This is a genomic window from Gluconobacter sp. Gdi (genome assembly GCF_014132155.1).
GTDB lineage: Bacteria > Pseudomonadota > Alphaproteobacteria > Acetobacterales > Acetobacteraceae > Gluconobacter.
Genome location: NZ_BLJQ01000005.1, coordinates 260292 through 279113, shown reverse-complemented (window position 1 = coordinate 279113; position 18822 = coordinate 260292). Strand labels below are relative to the sequence as shown.

Sequence of the window (18822 nt, the reverse complement as noted above, 5' to 3'; positions counted from 1 at the left end):
TTCCACATACCGCTGGACAGATGGCGATGCGACGTTGCCGCTGCAAAGCGGAAATAGCAGCAGGGAACCGGGTATTCTTTCCATTCAGGTCGTGTCCAGCGGACCCTATCTGATGGAGGATCGCTCTGCTCTGTCCGAACTCCGTCAGGTCGGATAACAGCCTCTGGGTACTGATGGGGAAGCCTCGGCTTCCCCATCAGTCTTGAAGAAGACCATCAAGCCCTTAATGGCTCTCAAATGATGTTCGAACGCTTCAAACGACAGGCTGATTTGTTCTTGCGTTAGAGAGTAAAGGGCACTTCGGAAAGAGACATCAATCTGTTTGAACCACTCGTGGTTGGCCGGGTTGTGTAACTTTTACGGAAGTGTTCAAGTCATACGCGGTAGGTGAGCCAGATGCTTGTCTAACGTGACGGGGTAATCACGGACACGGACCCCTGTTGCATTATACACGGCATTGGCAATCGCTGCTGCCACGCCACAAAGCCCCAGTTCCCCGACCCCTTTTGCTTTCATGGGAGAGGACAGGGGGTCGACTTCATCAAGAAAAATCACGTCCTGATGAGGAATATCAGCGTGTACGGGGACTTCGTAACCGGCCAGATCATGATTGACGAAGAAGCCACGTCGAGTATCGACTGCCAGTTCTTCCATGAGGGCTGCGCCAGCGCCCATGGTCATGGCACCGATGACCTGGCTTCGGGCGGTTTTGGGGTTCAGAATGCGGCCTGCGGAGCAGACGGCCAGCATCCGCCGGATACGGACTTCGCCGGTAAATCCATTGACACCGACTTCGACGAAATGGCTTGCAAAGGTGGACTGCTGGTATCGTTTGTCTACGTCAGCATATTCAATGGTGTCCTCGGCAACCAGTTCACTCTCATGTGCAGCCTGTCCAAGGGGGAAAACACTGTTACCGACATGGACATTTCCGCCTGAGAACTGCGCTTCGGCTGGTGGTAATCCCAGTTTCTCCGCAACATTTTCTCGCAGTTTGACGCATGCGGCATATACGCCCGCAGCCGAATTGTTGGCCCCCCACTGGCCTCCGGATCCTGCCGATACAGGGAAATCCGAATCACCAAGAATGACCCGGACCTGATCGATGCAAACTCCCATCATTTCCGCCGCTGTCTGGGCAAGAATGGTATAGGTGCCTGTGCCAATATCGGTCATGTCGGTCTCGACCGTCACGATCCCCTGCGAATCAAGACGCACGCGTGCCCCGGATTTTGTCAGGAGATTGTTGCGGAAGCCTGCCGCGACGCCCATGCCGATGAGCCATTCTCCCTCCCGCACGGATGCGGGGCGGGGGTTCCGACGGCTCCAGCCAAATTTCTCGGCTCCATGTTCCAGGCACTCGACGAGATGCCGCTGAGAAAACGGCCGTCCTAGTTTTTCAGGATCGACCTGCGTGTCATTCAGAATTCGGAAACGCACAGGATCCATGCGCAGCCGTTCCGCCATCTCGTCCATGGCAATTTCAAGTGCCATCAGGCCTGACGCTTCGCCAGGCGCCCGCATCGCATTCCCTTCAGGCAGATCCAAAACAGCCAGTCGCATCGCCGTCAGTCGATTGGCACCCGCATACAGCAGCTTGGTTTGATCTATCGCGGCTTCCGGACGCCCGTGAGGAAGATTGCCCGACGTGCTTTCATGGGCAATAGCCGTGATCCTGCCGTCACGATCCGTACCGATTCGGATGCGCTGGATCGTCGCAGACCGATGCGTTGTATTGTTCATGATAAAGGGGCGGGTGAGCGCAACCTTGACGGGACGTCCTGCAGCTTTGGCGCCGAGAGCCGCCAGCACGGCGTCAGAGCGCAAAAATAGCTTCCCGCCGAAACCGCCCCCGATATAAGGGGAATCAACCCGGACATTTTCCTTCGACAGGCCAAGGGCGGTCGCAATATCGCGCCGGTTCCAGGCAATCATCTGGTTTGACGTCCAGAGTGTCAGTTTTTCGCCTTCCCATGCGGCAAGTGTTGCATGGGGCTCCATCATGGCATGCGTCTGATCGGGGGTGGTGTACGTCTCATCCAAGCGCGTTGCAGAAGCCGAAAACGCCCTTTCAAAGTCTCCAACACGGTCCGCACGAGATCCATTGGCACCCTGCACCGGGCGAGCGGCATGTTGCGCCTGTTTCAAATCGAACTGACCCTCATCGTGGTCATATTCTGTTTCGATCAGAGCTGCTGCCGCGCGTGCCTGTTCGAAGGTTTCGGCCACCACAATCGCAGTGGCCTGATGGTAATGTGTTATGTCGGGTCCACCAAAGAGCTTTGCCGTATTCATGGGGCCATTTTTCAAGGCGGGCATGTCAAGCGTTGTGACAATTGCCAGAACGCCCGGTGCGGCTTTTGCATGGGCGACATCCATGCGGGTGATCCGCCCTTTGGCGAAAGCGCTCCCGATAATATAGCCGTAGGCCTGATGAGGGACGACGTCATGCCGTTCATAGGCATAAGGTGCGGTGCCTGTTGTCTTTAAACGTCCGTCAATGCGATCCAGGGGATGGCCGACAACATGTAACTGATCAATGGGGTTTTGACCTGCGGCTCTATCGAACTTCATGATGCCTTGGCCTCCTGAATGACGGCTGCCAGAGTGCGCTCCACCAGCGAAACCTTGAACGCATTCTCCGCAGTGGGGGAGGCACCTGCCAGAAGCTTTGCTGCAACAGCCTCCGACCCCTTTGGTATTTCTGAATCCGCAGCCTCGATACGCCACGGTTTCGGCGCGATGCCGCCGACAGCGACCCTGCCTGTACCATCTTCCTGGATGATGGCTGCAACCGAGACGAGGGCAAAGGCATATGAAGCCCGGTCACGGACTTTGCGATAGAACTGACGTCCTCCCACTGGGGGCGGGAGGGTTACGGAGGTGATCAGTTCATCCTGGTTCAGAGACGTTTCGATATGCGGACTTTTTCCCGGCAGATGGTGAAAATCGGCAATGGGAATACGACGCGATTGCCCATGGACGTTTATGGTCTCAACAGTGGCGTCAAGAAGACGCATGGCGACGGCCATGTCACTGGGATGCGTCGCAATACAGGCCTCGCTTGTCCCGATAATACCCAGCTGTCGGGTGACGCCCCCAATGGCCGCGCATCCTGCTCCAGGCTGGCGTTTGTTACAGGGCTGGTTCGGATCATAAAAATAGGAGCACCGTGTGCGCTGTAGCAGGTTGCCGGATGTCGTTGCCTTGTTCCGTAGCTGTCCTGAAGCACCTGCAACAAGGGCACGGCTCAAGACGCCGTAATGGCGACGAACCCGCATATCCGTTGCAAGATCCGTATTCCGGACAAGCGCACCAATACGGAGCCCCCCGTCTGGGGTGTCATCAATGGTGTCCAGACCAATCCGGCCGATATCGATCAGGTGTTCCGGCGTTTCGATCTGCAGTTTCATCAGATCAACGAGGTTGGTCCCTCCTGCAATGAAACGCGCTCCCGGTGTCCGGGCGAGGGCAGTGACCGCTTCGTGAGGTGTCCGGGCACGCTCATAAGTAAATACTTTCATGGTTGCGCTCCCGCGACTTCAGCCATGGCTTCTGCGATGTTCGAATACGCACCGCAGCGGCAGATATTGCCGCTCATCCGCTCCCGCATTTCCAGACCGCTATGCTCCATCGGTCCGAGCAGATCCTTCGTCACATGACTGGGAATGCCGCTCTTGATTTCATCAAGAACGGCAACGGCGGAGCATATCTGGCCGGGCGTGCAGTATCCGCACTGATAACCATCATGCTGAATAAAGGCGGCCTGCATCGGATGAAGATGCTCCGGGTCCCCGAGACCCTCGATCGTTGTAATGCTGTCTCCCTCGTGCATGACCGCAAGGCTTAGGCAGGAATTGATGCGCTGACCGTCCACAATGACCGTGCAGGCCCCGCATTGCCCATGATCGCATCCCTTTTTGGTGCCGGTCAGAAGCAGGTGCTCGCGGAGGGCATCCAGAAGTGTGGTTCTTGGATCCAGGCGAAGGCTGTGAGCGCGTCCGTTGACTTCGAATGTAACGTCCATGCCTTCGCTCACCTGTGTTTGAGCCTCAGCAAATGGTACGCCAGAGGCCATGATGGTTGCAGTGCTGCCTGCCAGAACCGTGCGACGGGGAAAGCGCGCTCTCTTAATCGTCTGAGAGGTCATGATCGGGTTCCTCGCTCGCCATTAAAAGCAGGTGGCACCAGCGTCATTCAGTGCTGACTTGGTGATTGGGGCATTCTATCGCCTGCTAAGCTAACGTATCCAGACCGCAGAGGTTCTGTTCAGATTGTTCGTTCATTCCGCATAAGCTTATAGACTTTATCATTAATCATTCTTGATTGTGGGCATTGCCTGTGAGGCGTTTCCAATAATCGTCGGCACGTTTTTCAAACGTTGCGGCATCGCGGGCATCACTTTGATAAAATGTCCCTTTAGGTATTGGAGAATAAACTTGCTCTACCCAGCCTCTGGGATCGTCATGTGGTAGGCGATACCCGATATGGCCGAGTGCTGCGGCTCCCTTGTAATGGGCGTCGCGTAAATGCAGGGGGACTGCCGCCGGAGGCTGAGTTGCGACATACTGTAGCGCACTTGAAATGCCTCGGCATGCCGACATTGATTTCGGGGCCCGTGCGATATGTAACGCTGCATGGGCCAGAACAATCTGCGCTTCTGGATAACCGATTTTCTCAACGGCTTGCGCTGCGGCAATCGCGGTTTGCAGAGCGGTGTTATCGGCAAGTCCTACATCTTCAGAGGCATGGATCATGATCCGTCGTGCAATATAGCGTGGATCCTCGCCTCCGTCGATCAGGCATGCCAGCCAGTAAAGCGTTGCGTCCGGGTCTGAACCTCGCATGGATTTAATGAAGGCCGAGACAATGTCATAATGCGCGTCTCCCGAACGGTCATGGTTGATGGGAGCCGCGGCATAGACTTCCTCAAGCATGGCATCAGTGACAGTCACTATCGCTTGGGTATGTCCTACTGCAAGGCTTTCAAGTGTTGTCAGAGCACGTCGCGCATCGCCGCCGGAACGTCCGGCGATCAGTCGGATCTGAGGAGGGGTTAGCGCAATCTTTACACTGTTGTTTTGCAGATGGGTTATTCCGCGTTGGATAACCAGTTCCATCTCCTCAATGTTCAGAGGCTCCAGTTTCAGAATTGTTGAACGAGAGACGAGAGCAGGGGTAAGGACGTGGTAGGGGTTGCCAGTTGTTGCGCCGATAAAATCCGCCGTGCCTTCTTCACAGATGGCAAGAAGGTCATCGGTCTGGGTTGCTGAAAATCTCTGGACTTTGTCAACGAAGATCAGAAGGGGAACCATACGGGCTTCATCAGCCAGCTTGCGGATATCCGAGACCCCGGCACGTGTAGCGTTAAGGGCCCGGAAATTCTTGCCAAGCATGTTGCCGACAGTGCGTGCGATTGATGTTTCGGCTACCGCCTCGATGGCTATAACCGGGGCACCGACAGTCACGACCGGCCGGGCGCAGGCATGGTGGCTGCTCTGCGGAGAGCTATACTAAACCGAATTTTGTACCCGTAAGACCGATTTCGTCACGTAAGTATTGGAGCAGGGACGTGTCAGGATTACCGTTCAGGTGGCCAGTTAAGGTTCGGGTACCAGCTAAGGGTACCCGGGCGGGATTACCACGGTCTTTTGTGAAAAAGTGGCCTTTTTACAGGCCAGTCATTTTTAGGACGGCTTCAGGCAGCCGGTCGCCCTGCACGATGATCCTTGCGGTTGCCGCGTCGATTTCCTGAAGATCAGATGGAGTAAGCACAAGATCGACGGCGCCAAGGTTCTCTTCCAAGCGTGACAGCTTTGTCGTTCCGGGAATAGGGGCAATCCACGGTTTCTGAGCCAGAAGCCACGTCAGTGCGACCTGAGCTGACGTGGCTCCTTTACGTTTGGCCACATCTTTTACAATACTCACAAGAGCCAGGTTGGCCTTACGTGCTTCTGGAGAGAAGCGCGGCACCAGATTGCGAAAGTCACCCGGCGGGAATTTGGTGTCCATGGTGATCTGGCCCGTCAGAAAGCCTGCACCGAGTGGACTGAAGGGCACGAAACCGATCCCAAGTTCCTCAAGGGCGGGGAGGAGTTCTTTTTCTGGTGCACGCCAAAACAGGGAGTATTCGCTCTGTACAGCCGTGACGGGTTGTACGGCATGAGCCTTCCGAATTGTTTTTACACTGGCTTCAGAGAGGCCGAAATGCTTGACCTTGCCCTCCCAGATTAGTTCTTTAACCGTATCAGCGACCTCTTCGATCGGCACGTCGGGATCGACACGGTGCTGATAGAACAGATCAATCCGGTCGGTCTTCAGGCGCATTAGAGCTGCTTCCGCTACAGCTCGGATATGCTCGGGGCGACTATTAACGCCACCAGAGCGCTGACCGGTTTTCAGGTTAATATCGAAGCCAAACTTGGTGGCGATAACCACCTTGTCCCGAATAGGGACAAGGGCTTCGCCTACCAACTCCTCGTTGACAAACGGTCCATAGGCTTCGGCGGTATCAAAGAACGTGACGCCATGTTCGAACGCATTGTGGATCAGTTTGATCATAGAGGCACGGTCAGTGGCTTCGCCATAAACCCCCGTCATCCCCATGCAGCCGAGGCCAAGTGTGGAGACTTTGAGATCCTTGCCCAATGTACGATATTTCATAGTAATCTGTCTCAATTGCTACTTAGGGAATACAAAGCGTAATCACGCAAAATCCGTGCTTGTGCTGACGGCTTTCCAATCATCGATTTCCTGAAGCTCGGTTTTGATGGCTTCCATGGCCCAGGTCACGGCATCGCTTCCAAGAAGAAGACTGTCAGGTAGCTTTGCTTTCATGACGACATCCACGAGAACATGAACGGCCTTGGCCGGGTCTCCCAATTCCTTACCGCTGGTTGTATCAGCGGCTTTGCGCCGGGGACCAACAGTTTCATCATAATCGGCAATGGTGTTTGCTGAGCCCTGCAGGGAACGACCCGCAAAATTCGTACGAAAGGCTCCCGGTTGCACAACCATAACCTTGAGGCCCAGAGGTGCTATTTCCTTGCGCAGAGTTGCGGAAATCCCTTCGAGCGCCAGCTTCGTTGCGGAGTAATAACCTGATCCAGGGCTAGCGATGCGAGGTGCTACCGATGAGACGTTTACAATTATTCCGGACCGGCGTTTACGCATACCGGGGAGGGCAGCTTTTATGATGTAAACCGGCCCGAAGACATTAGTGGCAAACAGAGCCGTTACGTCCGCTTCCTCGCCTTCTTCGATCGCTGCGCGATAACCGTATCCCGCATTGTTGACCAGTACATCTATGCTGCCGAACCGCCTCTCGGCAGCCTGTACGGCTTGTGCAATCTGGTCTTGGTTTCTCACATCAAGCGCCTGAGCCAGAGCATTGTTAGGATAGGCCTCAACGAGTTCTTTCAGGCTATCCGGGTGTCGGGCGGTGATGACGGCGTTATGACCGCGTTCCAGCACAGCCTGTGCCAGATCGCGCCCTAATCCGCTGGAACATCCTGTAATGAGCCATGTGGCCATTATATTTCTCCATCGAGCTCGAGCGTATCAGGGCGCTTGTGCTCTGTTTGTTTGCTGTTAGGGCAGGACTACGAGAGCAAAAGATGCCTGTTCTTTCGTAGTGTGAGTTCATGCCCAACGGGGTATGGCAGATAGATTATCCCGCATTATGTTTTGTGATTAGGCACCATAAAGCGGATGATATTATTAGTGTGTCTAATTAATAGCGCATAAAAATTTTAATGGTCTGACTCTGCGGATAAAATCTGTGCTCGATGGCTCAGCCATGGACGATACTAATTTTGTGTCTATAAAAATCTCTTGTTCTTTCTGGGCGGAGAGAGCCGATAGTTCGGGTTTTGGTTCTTCCTGTGTCGGGAACAATCAGTGAAAGATACTTGGGCGCGCATTTTACAAATCAATTGTCGCGCCAGATAACAGGCGCTGTAGGTGTCGGTTTCGATGAGTTTACGACCGACCTTGAGATTACAATTCAGGTTGAGGTTCTTGCGAACAGGGGAGGCATAGCGGGCATCTATGCAACCCATAACTGGGCGGCTCTGGTTCAGACCGCTAACTGCGCGTTGCTTTCAAAGATGCAGCTTTTTGGGAAGGTCTCGAAGATCTAGCTCCAGACAGCCAGTAAGGTCAAAGGATCGAGACGAGACGCCCTGCTGGACGTGCGTAATCTGGTGATAGGGTAGAGTCGGTCTACGAGGGCGGGTCGGCGGGGGAAGTGATTATCAGTCATGCCAGCTTTAGCGTTTTTAAAAGAGGCGTGCTGGGTATGAATGGAAAGTTAAGGCGTGGGAGAGTACGCTTGTTTGTGCATCGTGAAGTTTCAACCTTGGGGCGCAAAGGAGATTCTTAATGAAGCGTTGTTCTCCGGGAATCGTGGAGCGCGCACGCCAGAACGGCAGTGTTACTGACAGCTTGTCGTTCACGATGCGCACAGCGTCTGAGTTCTTCGAAGTTGACTGAGAAAACCCTCGAATGGGTTATCCGTTTTTATGGCGGTTAGCAGGGCGAGGCTATGGTGTGGCGTTTGACCGAATTTTTGAGTCTGCCGCGGCTTTGGCTCATTTGCGGATCCCGATTGCCCTCGGAGTTTCTTCTTGGTCAGAAAAAGAGGATTAGCTTGGCCTTCGCACGAACTGCAGATCCGGAACTATGCTGCTTTCTTGAGCGGTGCCCTGATCGTGTGAGCGGCCTCTGCGACAGGGTTCCACCTCCTGTTCGTCCTGTTCCAGCAGGCCCCAGAGTTCTTTGTCATTTGCCTGCGTCAATCTGTTCGGAGTTTTCGACATGACATTTTCCTTGAATGATCCAGATCTTTTCCGTCAGACCGTTTTTCTCGGAGGAGACTGGAAAGCATCCACGAGCGGTAAGACCCTGACGGTCGATAACCCTTCAACAGGTGAGATCATCGGCAGTATCCCAGCCTGCACGGCTGAAGAAACCCGCGCTGCCATTGAAAGCGCGCGGATTGCGCAGGGCAAGTGGCGTCGGAGCTCAGCCGCAGATCGTGCGGGTCTGCTGATGGCATGGTACCAGCTGATGCTGGACCATGCTGATGACCTGGCCAAGATCATGACACTTGAGCAAGGCAAGCCTCTAACAGAAGCCAAAGGAGAGGTTGCTTATGCTGCATCTTTCCTCAAATGGTTCGCGGCTGAAGCCGAGCACGTACAGGGCAGTGCACTGGTGCCGACAGCCGACCGCCGGGTCATCATCCTGAAAGAGCCAGTGGGAGTGACAGCGGCTATTACGCCCTGGAATTTCCCTCTTGCCATGATTACCCGCAAATGTGCCCCGGCTCTTGCCGCAGGGTGCAGCATGGTGATCAAACCGTCCGAACTCACACCGTATTCTGCTTTGGCTCTAGCCGTTTTGGCAGAACGCGCAGGCCTTCCAAAAGGGCTTCTGTCTGTTGTGACGGGCTATGCGCAAGAGATTGGCCCGCAACTGACTTCAAGTCCCGTTGTGCGCAAGCTGTCTTTCACGGGCTCTACGAAAGTCGGGTCGTTGCTGATGCGTCAGTCCGCGGACACGATCAAAAAACTCAGTCTTGAACTAGGCGGAAACGCTCCTCTCATTGTCTTTGATGACGCCGATCTTTCTGTTGCGGTGTCCGGAACAATGCTGAGTAAATTCCGGAACGCCGGGCAGACCTGTGTCTGCGCGAACCGCGTTTACGTTCAATCCGGGATTCATGATGCGTTTCTGGAAAAACTCGCAGCAGAGGTGATGACTTTGAAGACCGGCGACGGATTTGATCCGCAAACGCAGATTGGACCGCTGATTAATGAAGCTGCCGTTGCCAAGGTAAAGGAACATGTGGAAGACGCTTTGGCCAAGGGCGCTCGTATTGTTGGTAAACCACTGGACATTAACGGTCGGTTCGCCTCTCCCGTGCTGCTGGCGGATGTGACGTCCGAGATGCGGATTGCACAGGAAGAAACGTTTGGTCCGATCCTACCCGTGTTCCGCTTCGATAACGAGCAGGATGCAGTTCAGCAGGCCAATGCTACTCCTTTCGGTCTGGCGAGCTATTTCTTCACGAATGACATCGCGAGAGGTTGGCGGGTTGGCGAGGCTCTCGATTTTGGCATGGTAGGACTGAACACCGGTTCCATCTCCCTTGTGTCAGCACCTTTCGGGGGCGTGAAGAAGTCCGGGCTCGGGCGGGAAGGGGGCGCACTGGGCCTCGAAGAATTCTTGGAAGTGAAGAGCTTTCACATTGGACTGGCGACTGCACAATGACCGTCGTTGAAGAGAAAATGGCCTGACTTATGGCAATCGCGCCCAAGCTTGATCGTATTGATCTTAAAATCCTTGCTCAGCTGCAGAAGAACGGCCGGCTGACCAATGTGGAACTGGCAAACCGCGTTGGTTCTGTCTGCCAGTCCATGTCTGATCCGCGTCAAGCGGCTGGAAGCAGCCGGTTACATTGTGGGATATGGGGCGCAGATTGCCCTGCAAAAAATCTCGAGCGTCATGACTGTCTTTACAGAGGTCACACTGTCAGATCACAGAAGGGATGATTTTTTCGCTTTGAGACTGCAATGCAGAAAGTGGAATCTCTGGTGGAGGCGCATCTTATCAGTGGTGGGTACGATTACCTTCTGAAATTCATGGTCAGAAACATTGATCATTATCATGAAACAATCGAAGCTCTTCTGGATCAGAATATCGGTATCGAGAAGTACTTTAGTTATATTGTTATAAAATCTCCCATTCTGAAGCCTGCATTTCTGATCGAAAGTCTTACCAGAAACACGGAGCGTTCGTTATGAGCCTGGAAAATGCGAATGTACGTGAACAGACGGCCATTAACCTCCGGAGTATGACCGAGGAAGATCTGGGGGCTGCATCGGGTCTTTCAAAGGTATTGGGGTGGCCACACCGTCTTGAAGACTGGTATTTCATGCTGCGTCTTGGTCATGGGTTAGTGGCGACACTGGAAAGTGGAGAAATCATTGGCACCATTATGTGGTGGTCATTTGGGGAACGTCACGCCACAGTTGGGCTGATTATCGTCAATGGTGCATGGCAAGGGCACGGCATCGGCACAAACATGCTGACAACGGTGCGCAGGCTTCTTCCTGGCCGTTCAATATCCCTTAACGCGACGCCTGCTGGGCAGCCGCTCTATGAAAAACTGGGTTTTGTTCCGACGGGGATTGTGGAGCAGCATCAGGGTAATGGTGTGTCTTCTCCCATTATCGCTCTTGAGGCGGGCCAGCGGCTGCGGCCGGTTGTTCAGTATGATCTTCAGGATCTCATAACGTTCGACAGGGCCGCTACTGGGATGGATCGATCTGCACTTGTTGAAGAACTGGTGCAGAGCGCCAAAGGTGTGGTGATCGATACGGAAGAGGGGATCCGGGGATACTCGTTCTGCCGTCGGTTCGGGTGGGGATGGTTGATTGGTCCTGTTGCAGCGGAAACGACAGAGCAGGCTAAGGCGCTCATTTCTCATTGGATTGGTACGTATGGTGGAGAATTTATCAGAATTGATACGCCGACTTCATCTGGTCTCTCAGGCTGGCTGGATGAAATGGGGCTAATCCGCGTGGACGTCGTCAACACAATGTCGACCGAGCCTGTGGTGATCTCTGACAGTGCTCCGCAATATTTTGCTCTGACCAGTCAGGCTCTTGGTTAAGGATTATTGAAGTGTCTTTTGTGCTGAAATCTACTGAAGAGCGTGCACGTCTGTGGAGGCCAATGTTCGCTAGCGAACTGCCTGAGCTTGCGTTTCATGTTTGGCCAGAACCGGAGATCCGCAGAAGGTTCGCTATCTGGCCGCGTGGCAGCCACCGGAAAATCTGGCAGAGGTTTTTCCCAATCTTGAAGTGCTCTTTTCTGTTGGTTCAGGTGTGGATCAACTGGATGATTTTCGGGCTGACACAGATGTTTTTGCGTGCCTATTCCGGCAGAGAGGGGCGGTGTCTCATATAGAATCTGAACGCTGGATGCAGGGCAACTGAGCTAGGTTCTTTTTGGATGTGGCAGCCTTTGCTCTCGACTTGAGGTACATTCTTCTATCGTATCGGACAAATTTTTTGAGATCAGCGTTGTGTTATGAGATCCGAATTAAAAAATAGCGAAAATGATCTATAAATTCCTCCGGTAGTTTCCGATTGCCATGGCGAGCGTCATGATCATCACAACTGAAGCAGCATTGGAGCGGAATCCATGGAAATCGGCTTCAGTTACTTGAATCCATACTCCTGATTTCGGTATAATCGGGCTATTTTTATTGTCAGTCATAGAAACGATAGGCACTTTTCGCTCTTCGAATTTGGTGAACAGCTCTACTGTTTTTTGGGCATACGCTGCGTAGCTGATAATAAGTGCTGCATCTGACGGTGTTGCGGAAAGAAGTGCCTCGTCTTCCATGCCACTCTCCGTGCCAATAACCTGATGGGAAATGCCCATTTTTGTCAGTAGATAAGCGAAATAGCGCGCGACTGGCATAGAGCGTCTGAGGCCAAGAATATGAATGCATCGGGCATTCGCCAGAATATCGACTGCCTTATCAAGAAGGGCTGGGTTTGTCTTTTCCTGGAGGCTGTTCAGGGACGTAACTGCTGCGCGGTGGAAGCCGGTTAACAAATTAATTGTGGAATGTGCAGTATCGTCAGGGCTCTGCAGTGCCTGCAGGCGCTCAGGGTAGGATGAAGCTAATCCGCGAAGCCTTTCCCTAAAAATTGCCTGGAAATCTGAATACCCTTGAAAACCGAAAGTCCTTGAGAAGCGGACGACCGTAGAGGGCTGAACATTGGCATGATGCGCAAGAATGCTGACGGTCCAGTGTGCAATGTCGTCAGGATTGCTGGAAACCACATCAGCAAGCTGTTTTAGGCGCGGGGGGAGCGAAGTATAGCGTTTTCCCAGTTCATCGGAGAAAGTTTGATACCGGTCAGTCATGGTCATTTAGTCAAGCCTTCCTTGCCATCTTATGTGCATTGTTAAGGCGATGGTTTTTCCGCTGGGAAATCTTAGACGAAAGCTATGAAAACGTCTGCATTTCCAAAGAGAACATATATTCCATACTTACTGAAGATTGGGCTCTCAATCTCACAAAAAGACGGAACAATGAGATATATAACATGATACGTATGACATATATCATCATAAAGTGATATATTTAACTGAGAATCAGATTGCAGGCTCATCACAGAGTGTGGGAATAGAACAAATATTCCGCATGTCGGGGAATGTTCAGACACGATGAAGGTGGATCCTGCGATGTCTACAGATCTTGATGTTATCACCATTGGTCGCGCGTCCGTGGACCTTTACGGACAGCAGATAGGTAGTCGGCTTGAAGACATGGCCAGTTTTAGCAAGGCGGTCGGGGGGTGTCCGGCCAATATTGCAATCGGAACGGCGCGTCTTGGATTGAAATCCGGCATCATTACCCGCGTCGGGAACGAGCATTTTGGACGCTTTATTCAGGAGCAGATGAAGCGTGAAGGTGTGGCGATTGAAGGAATTCATACAGATCCGGACCGGTTTACTGCTTTAGCGATTCTGGGCGTCAAAAATAGGGAAAGTTTTCCGCTACTATTCTATCGGACAGATTGCGCAGATGCTGCATTGAATGAAGACGATATTGATCCGGCCTTTATCCAGCGCGCGCGGGCAATTGTCGTAACCGGAACACATTTTGCCCAATCTGGGTCTGCCGCAGCACAACGTAAGGCAATGCGTCTGATCCGACAGGCCGGTGGTCGTATTGCTTTCGATGTGGATTATCGGCCGAACCTCTGGGGACTGGCTGGGATCGGGGACGGCGAAGCCCGCTACGTTCGTTCTGAGAATGTGACATCTCATTTGCAGGACATTCTTCCGGATTGCGATCTGATTGTTGGCACGGAAGAAGAGCTTCATATTGCGGGTGGTAGCGAAGAGACGTTGGAGGCCATCCGGAATATCCGTTCGGTGTCAGACGCCACGATTGTTTGCAAGCGTGGGCCTATGGGATGTGTCGTTTTTGACGGCGAAATACCTGGCAGTCTTGAGGAAGGTATCAGCGGCCCTGGTTTTCCTGTGGAAGTCTATAATACGCTTGGCGCGGGGGACGCATTCATGTCCGGCTTCCTACGTGGCTGGCTGAAAGATGAGCCCCTATCGGAATGCTGCCGATATGCAAATGCCTGTGGTGCTTTTGCTGTTTCGCGTCTGCTCTGCTCGTCTGAAATCCCAAGCTGGAAAGAGCTCGAATATTTCCTTTCACACGGATCGACTTACAGGGCCCTGAGATATGATAAAGCTCTGAACCATCTTCATTGGGTTACAACCCGCACAGAGCAAGCCTTTCCGGTCATGGCCTTGGCCTGTGATCATAGGGTTCAGCTTGAAGAGATGGCCACCGCAGCCGGAGCACCATCCAGTAGGATTGCCCGTTTCAAGATCCTGGCTGTCGAAGCAGCGGCGAAGGTCGCGAAGGGGCGGGAAGGTTTCGGGGTCTTCATGGACGGTCGGTATGGTCAGGATGCTTTGTTCCAAGCGGCGGAAAATGGCCTCTGGACAGCACGTCCTATTGAAAAAACCGGCTCAAGGCCGCTGGATTTTGAAGGGCAGGGCAGCTTGGGTACGTCGCTCATCGAATGGCCGAAGGATCAGATCATCAAATGTCTCTGTTTTTACCATCCGGACGACAGCGACGATCTGAAACTCCGGCAGGAACGTGAACTCCGCCGCGCTTATGAGGCATGTCGTTTGCAAGGGCGGGAGTTGTTGCTGGAAATTATTGCTGGAAGGCACGGTGAACTCAAGACGGATACTGTCTCTTGCGTGCTTGAGCGGCTCTATGACATCGGCATTCAGCCAGACTGGTGGAAACTGGAGTCACAGCCCTCCGAAGCTGCGTGGAAAAAGATCGGCGAGGTTATTGAACAGCGTGATCCGTTCTGCCGGGGCATTTTGCTTCTCGGACTGGACGCTCCGGTCTCGGAACTTGAAGAGTCATTCCACAAGACGACAGCAACACCCTGGGTCAAGGGTTTTGCAATCGGGCGGACCATTTTCAGTGACACGGCCCGGGCGTGGTTGGCTGGCCAGATGTCGGACAATGAGGCTCGTGACGAGTTGGCGCGTCGTTTCGAGCATTTTGTAGTGGCTTGGCAAAGCAGGGGGCGTCCTCTGCCTCATCAGAGTGCAGCCTGAGCGAATGCCCGGAAGGATATCCCCATGAAAACGATACGCCTGACTATGGCTCAGGCATTAGTGCGCGCCATGGCCGCACAGAAGACTGAAATAGATGGCCGAATAGAGCCGTTTTTTGCCGGAGTATGGGCAATTTTCGGGCATGGCAATGTGGCGGGCCTCGGAGAGGCATTACACGAGGCCAAGAATGACCTGGTTACCTGGCGTGCCCATAATGAGCAGGGTATGACGCATATTGCGACGGCCTTTGCCAAAGCATCTCGTCGGCGCCGTGCGATGGCCTGCACGAGTTCTATTGGGCCTGGTGCCTTGAATATGGTGACGGGGGCGGCTGTGGCTCATGTCAATCGCTTGCCGCTGCTGCTTTTACCAGGCGATGTGTTTGCCAATCGTATTCCGGATCCTGTGCTTCAGCAGATCGAGGATTTTAGCGACGGTACAGTCAGTGCAAATGATGCGTTCCGGTCAGTGTCGAGCTATTTTGACCGTATAACACGGCCAGAGCAGATCATCCCGGCGTTCAATCGTGCCATGACGGTTCTGACTGATCCTGCCGAATGCGGTCCAGTCACACTATCTCTTTGTCAGGATGTTCAGGCAGAAGCCTTCGATTATCCGGAAAGCTTCTTCGTCGAGCGTATTCACCGTATTCGTCGGGTTCAACCTGATGAACGTGAGTTGATGGAAGCGGCGGAGCTCATCCGTGCATCCAGTAAACCGCTGGTGATTGCAGGTGGGGGAACCCTTTATTCTGGCGCGGAGCAGGCGTTAGCGGAGTTCTGTACCCGACATGGGGTTCCGTCTGGCGAAACTCAGGCGGGGAAATCCTCTCTGTCTCCTGATCATCCGTTGAATATGGGAGGTCTTGGTGTGGCTGGTACATCTGCAGCCAACGACCTTGCGGAAGAAGCGGATCTTATTATTGCTGTCGGGACCCGTCTTCAGGATTTTACTACGGGGTCCTGGGGGATGTTCCGTAATCCATCCGTAAAGATCGTGACTTTAAACGTGCAGGTAGCCGATGCGACCAAGCATCTCGCAACCCCACTTGTGGCGGATGCCCGCGTAGGATTGCGGGCGCTGGAAAGTTATCTTGCAGAATGGAAAGCTGACCCTGACTGGATGCAGAAGGCCAGAAACGCTCTTGCAACATGGTCTGAGAGCTCTCTGGGCTATCAGGCCGAGCCCTCTGTCAGGCAGGAAACCCTACCCAGTGATGCACAAGTGGTGGGGGCGGTGCAGCGCATGGCCCAGCCGAGCGATATTGTTGTGTGTGCTGCCGGAGGATTGCCAGCGGAGCTCCAGAAGCACTGGCGTCCCGGGATGCCAGGTGGATACCACATGGAATACGGCTTTTCCTGCATGGGGTATGAGCTGGCAGGTGCGATTGGCGTGAAGATGGCGGAGCCTGACAGGCATGTGACTGTTATGCTCGGTGATGGTTCTTACCTCATGCTAAATTCCGAAATCGCAACTTCCGTGATGCTGGGCCAGAAGCTGACGGTCGTTCTCCTTAATAATCAGGGTTATGGCTGCATCAATAGGCTTCAGCAGGCAGTCGGCGGTGCGCCGTTCAATAACCTTCTGGAAAATTGTACACAGGTCGTGACGCCGGAAATTGATTTTATCCAGCTGGCGCAGGGGCTTGGTGCCCGCGCAGAAAAAGTCTCGGGAACTGCGGAGCTTTCGGAAGCCGTGCAGCGGGCAAGAACTGCAGATCGTACAACAGTGATCGTTATTGATACTGACCCCAAGGCAATCACTGATGACGGTGGAACATGGTGGGACGTTGCGGTCCCGGAAGTGTCATCGCGTGAATCGGTTCGGGATGCGCGTGCAACCTATGAACGCTTGCGCATGGGACAGCGCATCGGAAACTAAAACTGCACAGGATGTGTGGCCTTCAGGGAAGGCCGGGAGTCTTCAATGTCTGTTAGAATTGGTGCCAACCCGATCATCTGGAGTAACGACGACATGCCGTTTCTGGGTGGAAAAATTTCTCTGGAAACCTGTCTTTCCGAAGCGCGAGAGGCAGGTATTGAAGGAATGGAACTAGGGAACAAGTTTCCCAGAACGGCGTCTGAACTGGAGACAGTGCTCACGTCCTATGGCTTGAAGCTGGTTTCCGGATGGTATTCGACAGAGCTTCTGATCCGGAGTGCCGAAGAAGAAATTGAGCGCATGCAGCCGCATCTTCAGGTTCTTAAGGCGCTGGGTGCTCCCGTTTTTATCGCCGCGGAAACATCTAATGCCATTCACTCGGATGTCAGCATTCCGCTTTCCCGTCGGCCTGTTCTGGAAAATGAGGCGTGGCTGGAATTCGGACGCCGCATGACGCTCATGGCGGATGCTGTCGCTGCTGAAGGCCTGGATTTCGTTTATCATCATCACATGGGCACTGTTGTGCAGTCCCGGCAGGATATCGATGACTTGATGCGTTTGACAGGGCCGTCCGTAAAATTGCTTCTTGATACCGGGCACGCTCTGTGGGGAGGTTCAGATCCTGCAGAACTGGCGAAAGTTTATCGTAATCGTATCCGGCACGTGCATGTGAAGGATCTGCGACCAGAAAAGCGAGCCAAGGCGGATAGGGAAGACTGGAGTTTTCTGCAGGCAGTCATGGGAGACGTTTTTACCGTTCCCGGAGATGGTTGTATCGACTACGCCAAGGTATTTTCGGAAATCCCTGAATATTACGGCTGGGTCGTTCTTGAAGCCGAACAGTATTCGGAAGAAATCAGCCCTCTGACTTACGCTCGGATGGGCCGGAATCATCTGGTGAATATCCTCTCACAGACGGGGCACATGTCATGTCTTCGCGCCTCCTGATTCACGCTCACCCTCGCGATGAAAACTGCCGGATCATCAATCTGACGCCGGAGAAAGCGGGTTGGGACTACATTGGTTTTGAAGTGATGTCACTCAAGGCTGGTGAAACGGTTTCTGAACCTACGGATCGTACTGAGGTCTGTCTTGTTCTCGTGAGCGGTCGTGCACGTATCGAAGGTGCGGAGCAGGATTTCGGTTTGATTGGAGAACGGATGAGTCCATTTGATGGGCTTCCATGGTCCGTATATCTTCCTCCGGGGACAATCTGGCGGGCGGAAGCCGAGACGGATGTTGAATTGGCAGTTTGCCGCTCACCCGCGTCCGGCAAATACCCTGCACGGCTTATTCCTCCCGATGAGGCTGGCGAAGTTGCTCGCGGAACCGGGACAAACGAGCGGTTTATCCGGAATATCCTGCCGGATACTGCACCAGCGGAAACGCTTCTGGTCGTAGAGGTAATTACCCCTGGTGGCCACTGGTCCAGCTATCCACCACACAAGCATGATACAGACGATTTCCCCAATGAGACCTATCTTGAGGAAACGTATTATCATCGCTTGAAACGGGGAAGTGGCTTCGCTTTACAGCGTGTTTATACCAAAGACGGATCGCTGGATGAGGCCATGGCCATATCCAATCGCGATACGGTTATGGTTCCGAAAGGGTATCATCCTGTCGGGGCGCCGCATGGTTTTGACCTTTACTATCTCAATGTGATGGCCGGCCCGCGTCGGGCATGGAAATTCTCCATGGATCCAGACCAGGCACACCTTCCATATTGAACGATAAAGAAAGCCTGCA

At 53.5% G+C, this 18822-nt stretch carries 13 protein-coding genes and 1 pseudogene; 7 read left to right on the top strand and 7 right to left on the bottom strand.

Going from position 1 to position 18822, the window contains the following annotated elements; genetic code table 11:
• Positions 1-369 precede the first annotated feature (369 nt).
• From paoC to JN414_RS11525, 6 genes are all read right to left on the bottom strand, one after another.
• A complete protein-coding gene (gene paoC / locus JN414_RS11550; RefSeq protein WP_202208006.1) occupies positions 370-2574 on the bottom strand; it encodes an aldehyde oxidoreductase molybdenum-binding subunit PaoC in 2205 nt (734 codons plus the stop codon).
• Positions 2571-3524 carry a xanthine dehydrogenase family protein subunit M gene (locus tag JN414_RS11545; RefSeq protein ID WP_202208005.1) on the bottom strand — a complete coding sequence of 318 codons (954 nt, stop codon included), beginning with the start codon at positions 3522-3524 and terminating at the stop codon, positions 2571-2573. The genes paoC and JN414_RS11545 overlap by 4 nt, the downstream gene beginning before the upstream one ends.
• Entirely contained in the window at positions 3521-4150 is a 630-nt protein-coding gene (paoA, locus tag JN414_RS11540; RefSeq protein WP_202208004.1) for an aldehyde dehydrogenase iron-sulfur subunit PaoA, read from the bottom strand. The genes JN414_RS11545 and paoA overlap by 4 nt, the downstream gene beginning before the upstream one ends.
• Before the next feature lie 166 nt (positions 4151-4316).
• Positions 4317-5468: a replication-associated recombination protein A gene (locus JN414_RS11535; protein ID WP_202208003.1), complete on the bottom strand. Its 1152-nt coding sequence runs from the start codon at positions 5466-5468 to the stop codon at positions 4317-4319.
• A gap of 202 nt (positions 5469-5670) precedes the next feature.
• Positions 5671-6663 (bottom strand): aldo/keto reductase, encoded by a 993-nt coding sequence (locus JN414_RS11530; protein ID WP_202208002.1) that lies wholly within the window; start codon positions 6661-6663, stop codon positions 5671-5673.
• A 42-nt stretch (positions 6664-6705) separates the two neighbouring features.
• Positions 6706-7533 (bottom strand): oxidoreductase, encoded by an 828-nt coding sequence (locus JN414_RS11525; RefSeq protein WP_202208001.1) that lies wholly within the window; start codon positions 7531-7533, stop codon positions 6706-6708.
• Between the two features lie 1284 nt (positions 7534-8817).
• On the opposite strand from JN414_RS11525, the gene JN414_RS11520 reads away from it, so the two are divergent.
• From JN414_RS11520 to JN414_RS11510, 3 genes and pseudogenes are all read left to right on the top strand, one after another.
• A complete protein-coding gene (locus JN414_RS11520) occupies positions 8818-10275 on the top strand; it encodes an NAD-dependent succinate-semialdehyde dehydrogenase (RefSeq protein WP_202208000.1) in 1458 nt (485 codons plus the stop codon).
• A 29-nt stretch (positions 10276-10304) separates the two neighbouring features.
• Positions 10305-10808: pseudogene (locus tag JN414_RS11515) on the top strand (Lrp/AsnC family transcriptional regulator).
• Positions 10805-11680: a GNAT family N-acetyltransferase gene (locus JN414_RS11510; protein WP_202207999.1), complete on the top strand. Its 876-nt coding sequence runs from the start codon at positions 10805-10807 to the stop codon at positions 11678-11680. Before JN414_RS11515 ends, JN414_RS11510 begins: the two are co-directional and overlap by 4 nt.
• Before the next feature lie 452 nt (positions 11681-12132).
• Here JN414_RS11510 and JN414_RS11505 read toward each other — a convergent pair whose 3' ends face one another.
• The gene (locus tag JN414_RS11505) at positions 12133-12954 is read right to left on the bottom strand and encodes a MurR/RpiR family transcriptional regulator (RefSeq protein ID WP_202207998.1); all 822 of its coding nucleotides are present in this window, start codon (positions 12952-12954) and stop codon (positions 12133-12135) included.
• Between the two features lie 315 nt (positions 12955-13269).
• Here JN414_RS11505 and iolC point away from each other — a divergent pair, with 315 nt between their 5' ends.
• From iolC to iolB, 4 genes are read left to right on the top strand one after another with little or no spacing between them, the layout of a single operon-like run.
• On the top strand, positions 13270-15192 hold the full coding sequence (gene iolC / locus JN414_RS11500) for a bifunctional 5-dehydro-2-deoxygluconokinase/5-dehydro-2-deoxyphosphogluconate aldolase (RefSeq protein WP_237390015.1): 1923 nt from the start codon (positions 13270-13272) through the stop codon (positions 15190-15192).
• Between the two features lie 24 nt (positions 15193-15216).
• Positions 15217-17073, top strand: coding sequence for a 3D-(3,5/4)-trihydroxycyclohexane-1,2-dione acylhydrolase (decyclizing) (gene iolD / locus JN414_RS11495; RefSeq protein ID WP_202207996.1), 1857 nt, complete (start codon positions 15217-15219; stop codon positions 17071-17073).
• Between the two features lie 45 nt (positions 17074-17118).
• A complete protein-coding gene (gene iolE / locus JN414_RS11490) occupies positions 17119-18021 on the top strand; it encodes a myo-inosose-2 dehydratase (protein ID WP_202207995.1) in 903 nt (300 codons plus the stop codon).
• Positions 18003-18803 carry a 5-deoxy-glucuronate isomerase gene (gene iolB / locus JN414_RS11485; RefSeq protein WP_202207994.1) on the top strand — a complete coding sequence of 267 codons (801 nt, stop codon included), beginning with the start codon at positions 18003-18005 and terminating at the stop codon, positions 18801-18803. The genes iolE and iolB overlap by 19 nt, the downstream gene beginning before the upstream one ends.
• Positions 18804-18822: the final 19 nt, after the last annotated feature.

Coding starts and splice junctions, on each gene's coding strand:
- paoC (WP_202208006.1), bottom strand. CDS start 2,574: ATGAAGTTCGATAGAGCCGCAGGTCAAAACCCCATTGATCAGTTACAT.
- JN414_RS11545 (WP_202208005.1), bottom strand. CDS start 3,524: ATGAAAGTATTTACTTATGAGCGTGCCCGGACACCTCACGAAGCGGTC.
- paoA (WP_202208004.1), bottom strand. CDS start 4,150: ATGACCTCTCAGACGATTAAGAGAGCGCGCTTTCCCCGTCGCACGGTT.
- JN414_RS11530 (WP_202208002.1), bottom strand. CDS start 6,663: ATGAAATATCGTACATTGGGCAAGGATCTCAAAGTCTCCACACTTGGC.
- JN414_RS11525 (WP_202208001.1), bottom strand. CDS start 7,533: ATGGCCACATGGCTCATTACAGGATGTTCCAGCGGATTAGGGCGCGAT.
- JN414_RS11520 (WP_202208000.1), top strand. CDS start 8,818: ATGACATTTTCCTTGAATGATCCAGATCTTTTCCGTCAGACCGTTTTT.
- JN414_RS11510 (WP_202207999.1), top strand. CDS start 10,805: ATGAGCCTGGAAAATGCGAATGTACGTGAACAGACGGCCATTAACCTC.
- JN414_RS11505 (WP_202207998.1), bottom strand. CDS start 12,954: ATGACCATGACTGACCGGTATCAAACTTTCTCCGATGAACTGGGAAAA.
- iolC (WP_237390015.1), top strand. CDS start 13,270: ATGTCTACAGATCTTGATGTTATCACCATTGGTCGCGCGTCCGTGGAC.
- iolD (WP_202207996.1), top strand. CDS start 15,217: ATGAAAACGATACGCCTGACTATGGCTCAGGCATTAGTGCGCGCCATG.
- iolE (WP_202207995.1), top strand. CDS start 17,119: ATGTCTGTTAGAATTGGTGCCAACCCGATCATCTGGAGTAACGACGAC.
- iolB (WP_202207994.1), top strand. CDS start 18,003: ATGTCTTCGCGCCTCCTGATTCACGCTCACCCTCGCGATGAAAACTGC.